6 protein-coding genes and 1 riboswitch are annotated in these 4,714 nt (G+C 40.9%); of the genes, 5 read left to right on the forward strand and 1 reads right to left on the reverse strand.

All coding sequences use genetic code 11. The annotated features are described in order from the left end of the window. Nucleotides 1–174: 174 nt before the first annotated feature. The gene (locus KK060_RS24480) at nucleotides 175–375 is read right to left on the reverse strand and encodes a hypothetical protein (RefSeq protein ID WP_254157854.1); all 201 of its coding nucleotides are present in this window, start codon (nucleotides 373–375) and stop codon (nucleotides 175–177) included. A 472-nt stretch (nucleotides 376–847) separates the two neighbouring features. Here KK060_RS24480 and KK060_RS24485 point away from each other — a divergent pair, with 472 nt between their 5' ends. The 5 genes from KK060_RS24485 to KK060_RS24505 all read left to right on the forward strand — a co-directional run bounded on the left by KK060_RS24485 (nucleotide 848) and on the right by KK060_RS24505 (nucleotide 4,369). Further along, nucleotides 848–1,066 (forward strand): hypothetical protein, encoded by a 219-nt coding sequence (locus KK060_RS24485; RefSeq protein WP_254157856.1) that lies wholly within the window; start codon nucleotides 848–850, stop codon nucleotides 1,064–1,066. 375 nt (nucleotides 1,067–1,441) lie between these two features. After that, nucleotides 1,442–1,535: riboswitch (TPP riboswitch) on the forward strand. A gap of 82 nt (nucleotides 1,536–1,617) precedes the next feature. Then, a complete protein-coding gene (locus KK060_RS24490) occupies nucleotides 1,618–2,316 on the forward strand; it encodes a class I SAM-dependent methyltransferase (protein ID WP_254157858.1) in 699 nt (232 codons plus the stop codon). 7 nt (nucleotides 2,317–2,323) lie between these two features. Beyond that, nucleotides 2,324–3,385 carry an AIR synthase family protein gene (locus KK060_RS24495; RefSeq protein ID WP_254157860.1) on the forward strand — a complete coding sequence of 354 codons (1,062 nt, stop codon included), beginning with the start codon at nucleotides 2,324–2,326 and terminating at the stop codon, nucleotides 3,383–3,385. Between the two features lie 14 nt (nucleotides 3,386–3,399). Beyond that, a complete protein-coding gene (locus tag KK060_RS24500; RefSeq protein ID WP_254157862.1) occupies nucleotides 3,400–4,065 on the forward strand; it encodes a thiamine phosphate synthase in 666 nt (221 codons plus the stop codon). Continuing rightward, nucleotides 4,043–4,369: a Trm112 family protein gene (locus KK060_RS24505; RefSeq protein ID WP_254157864.1), complete on the forward strand. Its 327-nt coding sequence runs from the start codon at nucleotides 4,043–4,045 to the stop codon at nucleotides 4,367–4,369. The genes KK060_RS24500 and KK060_RS24505 overlap by 23 nt, the downstream gene beginning before the upstream one ends. Nucleotides 4,370–4,714: the final 345 nt, after the last annotated feature.

The following is a 4,714-nucleotide window of genomic DNA, read 5'->3' on the forward strand; positions in this document are numbered from 1 at the left end:
CTCTGCTTCAGCTTTTGCATCTCGATTACGCGTTTTATCTGCTCACCTGCGTTGGCAACGGAGTCCTGGTCTTTCTTGTTCTTCTCAATTTTTTTAGTGAGCGATTCGAATTCAAGGCTGTTGTTTTCTATTTGTTTGTCAAGCTTTAGCTTTTCCTGCTTGTTCTGCTCCAGCTTATTTCACAAGATCTTTATTCTGGCCCACCAGACGTAGTTGTTGTTTCTCGACCGCCTGCAACGCGCGATTAGACTCATCTATTTGTTGTTGTACTTTATCGCGGTAAAAGCTCACACCGAAGTCATGTACCAGCTTTTCAACGTCTTTTATAACGTCCTCTATTGTTGATGGCAACTCGCTTGGCGTACGCCTATCCAAGCACTTCCCCTGCTTTTGTCCCTTACAACTGCATATATTGGTGAAGCATAGTTCTTTTTACCAATAACAGATGGTGTGATAACATATCCCTCGGTTGTTTTCTTTGGTTTACCAATCAGATCTAGTGCGAGCGTCTCTTTCAAGCGTCCGTGAAATAAACACTAATATTTCATGTAAGGTATTTGAGGCATTAGCATCCAATAAACACCAAATCAATAGATCCTTTTGCTGTTTTTGCATGATCTCTCGCACTTCCATACAGTCCCCGAGCTAGCGCGAAGTTTTCCGTTGCTTTTTAAATTCCCTACCTACCCCAAGTGAGGACTTAGAATAGATGAGAGAGGCTTAAACGAAGCCCAAACGAACCTCCACCGAAGCGACACCCGTCGCAACCACACAAGGACGGCAAAACGGAATCCAGAATCAATCAGATATCATCACGTTCATCTCCATGCATTAAACTTCATTCAAAATGATAAAGCTGTATTTGGCCATCACCATAGCTTTGAGCGGATTGCCATATTTCTCCTTACTTCCTCACCTCCATAATATAAATGCAATGACGAGGCAATTTCTTTTGAAGCAGAACATTTACGTGAGCGATAAAGGGTATTACAAATATGAGCAGGTCGTCATTAATAGCAACTCCGGCTTTAATACCCTGATAAAGAGAGCAGCTATATGCAGATAGGGATATAACAAGGAAAGAGGAAGTGACATCCCAGACCAACGCCTTTATAGAGCCGAACCTCTTGACATAAAACAAGCAGGATTTGTGTATATTTATCTTAGCAATGAGAATGAAAGTCCCGTAGAAGTGTTCTTTGATGAGGTGTTTTGGTAAAATATAGGTGTTGTTACCGATTTTATAGCCGCTTCGAGAATTGCTACCCCTTTATCTACCCACACCACCTTCACCACCACATTCACTGTCTCAATCCAGCACACATTTATTATTCAATCAGAGCAAAGTTATTGAAGAAAGGGACATTGGGTCTGTTATAAGAAAGAAGTTGCTGAAGCAGATAATTGCTTTTTATAAAATATTCACATTTCTTTGATTCAAGAAATCGCATCGGGGTGCTGCAAAGGCAGCTGAGATTATACCCGTGAAACCTGATCTGGTTAGTACCAGCGAAGGGAATGCATGCTAAGGCTGTTTGTATCTTATTTATTTAATAGATAGCCGCATAGTTCCCGTCAGGTCTATGCGGCTTTTTTATTACATTAATTTTTACAGCTATGGCCTTCAATCTTGTTAACAGTGAATTAAGAAACTGGCAGAGTCGAAAAGAATGGTTTTTTAATCGTGATCATACAGACACCTACGAGCTCTGGTACGAAGGCCGTTACAAACGTGCAGAGGTCTGGCAAAAGAAGATTATGGGCGATCTCATCCAGCTTGATCCAAGGGTGAAGACCCTCCTTGAATTTGGCTGTGGAACAACACGCTTTACAAGATGGTGGCATAACATCAACATCGAGGCTTCAGGAGGGGATATATCACCCTTCATGCTTGCACAAGGCAGAAGGCTTTTTAATGGTGATCTGGTATTGGCTGACTCACACCACATGCCTTTTAAAGACAATACATTCGATGCTTTAGCCTTCATTACTACATTCGAATACTATCGCGATCCTGTGCAGGTCATTCGTGAAGCAGCAAGAGTTGCCAGGCACAGCATCGCCTTTGGCATGATGAATAGAAATTCACCAAAGATTGTAAGAAGAAGAGTTCAACAATTCTTTGGCAAAAATCCGTTTTATGTAACTGCTACCTTTTATACACCTGCTACATTAACATCGCTTATTCACAAGGCACTGCAGGGAAGAGATTATACGATAGAATGGAAATGCACCGGCCTGCCAAAATGGTTTCCTGTTCAGGAATGGAAACAACCCTACGGCGATTTCTTTGGATTGCTGGTGAAATTTAAATGAGATACCCATGGAACACTTTCCGGAAACAGGTAAAATCCAGAACAATTTCTTTAAGGCAAGGGTATTTCCCTACTGTGGTAAACCAAGACATGAAGTGAAGATAGGGCCACAATTTGGTGTTGATGTATCCGTGATTCAACTCACAGATGGCATGGCAATGGCCATAACAAGTGATCCGCTTTCATTAATTCCTACACTGGGTCTTCGCGAATCAGCCTGGCTTTCTGTTCAGCTCATGGCTAACGATATGGCTACTACAGGCTTTAAGCCGATGTATGCACAGTTTGTGTTAAACCTTCCCGTCACACTCGCGGCAGAAGATTTTGAATATTACTGGCAATGTATTCATGAGTATTGTGAGCAACTTGGTGTTGCAATCACCGGTGGGCATACCGGTCGATTCGATGGCCTCAATTCTACTGTATCAGGAGGAGGAACCATGTTCACCATAGCACCTTACGAAGAGATAATCACGAGCAAAGGCGCACAACCAGGAGATATAATAGTCCTTACTAAAGAATGTGCCCTGTTATCAACGGCCATACTTGCATTAAGTTTTCCCGAAACAGTAAAACAACATTGTGGTGATAGAATATATGAGATGGGATGTAACCTGTTTTATCAGACAAGTGCAGTTGAAGCTGGCATCACGGCCGGAGCGATAGCAAGAAATAACAAAGGCATTACTGCCATGCACGATGTCACAGAAGGTGGAGTAATTGGTTCGCTTTATGAACTTGCCAATGCTTCTGAATGTGGTGTTGATGTAGATGAATCTAAAATACCAGTAGGTGAAGCACAGGAGGCAATCGGAAACATATTCAATATCGATCCGAAATATTGTGTAGGAGCAGGTTCCATGCTTATCACAGCAAAGCCTCAGGTTGTTGAATCTTTGATAACAAATCTTGAAGCAAAAGGAATTAAGGCTACAGCAATAGGTAATGTTACTTCTCCTGGTAAGGGAATTACTATTAAAAATGGAAGTGAACAAAAGATACTAACAGAAGCACATACAGATCCTTACTGGGAAGCTTTCTTTTCAGCCTACCAAAAGGGATGGAAATAATTAATTGCAAGACAATGAAAATAGATGGCGGTCTTTATCTCGTTGTTGATCCAAGGCCTGGGTTACAGGATGTCTTTCCTAAGATTAAGGAAGCATTAGAAGGAGGCGTGGATGTTATTCAACTATGGAATAGTTGGAATTTAGAAGAATCACAAGAAGAACTGATCTTGTCAATTTGTGATCTTGCCCATCAATACCAGGTTCCGGTTCTTATAAATGAACATTGGCGATACCTCGAAAAATTTCCTTTGGATGGTGTTCATTTTGATGAGATACCTCTCGATCTGGCACATATCAGGCAAAGTATCAATCGTTCATTTTTTATTGGTATCACTTGCGGAAACGATCAGCTTCGTGTCGATTGGGCTGTAAATAATAATATCGATTACATCTCCTTCTGCTCTATGTTTCCATCTTCAACAGCCAATAGTTGTGATCTCGTAAACCCCGACTTCGTAAGACAGGTTCGTGCCAATACGCATATTCCTGTTTATGTAGCAGGAGGGATTACATTAGATAATCTGCCTGCTATGATGGCGCTGGGAATTGATGGCGTTGCTGTAGTATCAGAGATTATGAAGTCCAGTGATCCGCGACTTGCTGCTAATCGATTCAAACAAACACTTAATCATCGTACGTTAAATCATCCTAAGCGCAATGAAACAATCTTTTCTAAGTAAACTTGCCTGTCCGTTTGACAAAGAGGATCTCTCCATAAGGATTTTCAAACAAGATAATCAGGAGATCCTTGAAGGTATTCTTACCTGCAATCATTGTAATCGTTATTATCCTATTGTACAAGGTATACCCATCATGTCACCAGATGAGTATAGGGAACTATCACTTGAGATCCCCATATTGGAAAAATGGGGAGTAAAGGTTTTGGCTGAAAAAGACCGTCCCGTTTTTAAATTAGTTGCTGGCAATGATAATCAAGAAAGATTACCTTACAATGCTTCTGAAGAACAAGATAAATTTCTATAATACAACGAGGGCGTTAAGGTAAACCATCAATGTTTGATAAAATAAATGATGGTATGACAGAAGGTACATCAGGCATTACGCACTACGCTATATGTTTAACAGAGGTAGATCACTTTATCACTTACCCCACAACTACATCCTGTATGTTTTGTTGACCCTTCTGGTCGCCAGATCTTATAGTTCAATTACTCCTAGATAAACATTCATCTATTACCAAATAAATTCTTTTTCCTGTCAAAAAGTCTCGACAAAAGGAGGATACACGAAGGATAGTGCCAGCGTTTAGGATGCCTTACCACCGGTTTATCTGCCTCTTAGAAGACGGGGCAAAATTTAGAATAATAT

This window comes from Chryseosolibacter indicum, from assembly GCF_018598585.1.
GTDB classification, from domain to species: domain Bacteria; phylum Bacteroidota; class Bacteroidia; order Cytophagales; family Cyclobacteriaceae; genus Chryseosolibacter; species Chryseosolibacter indicus.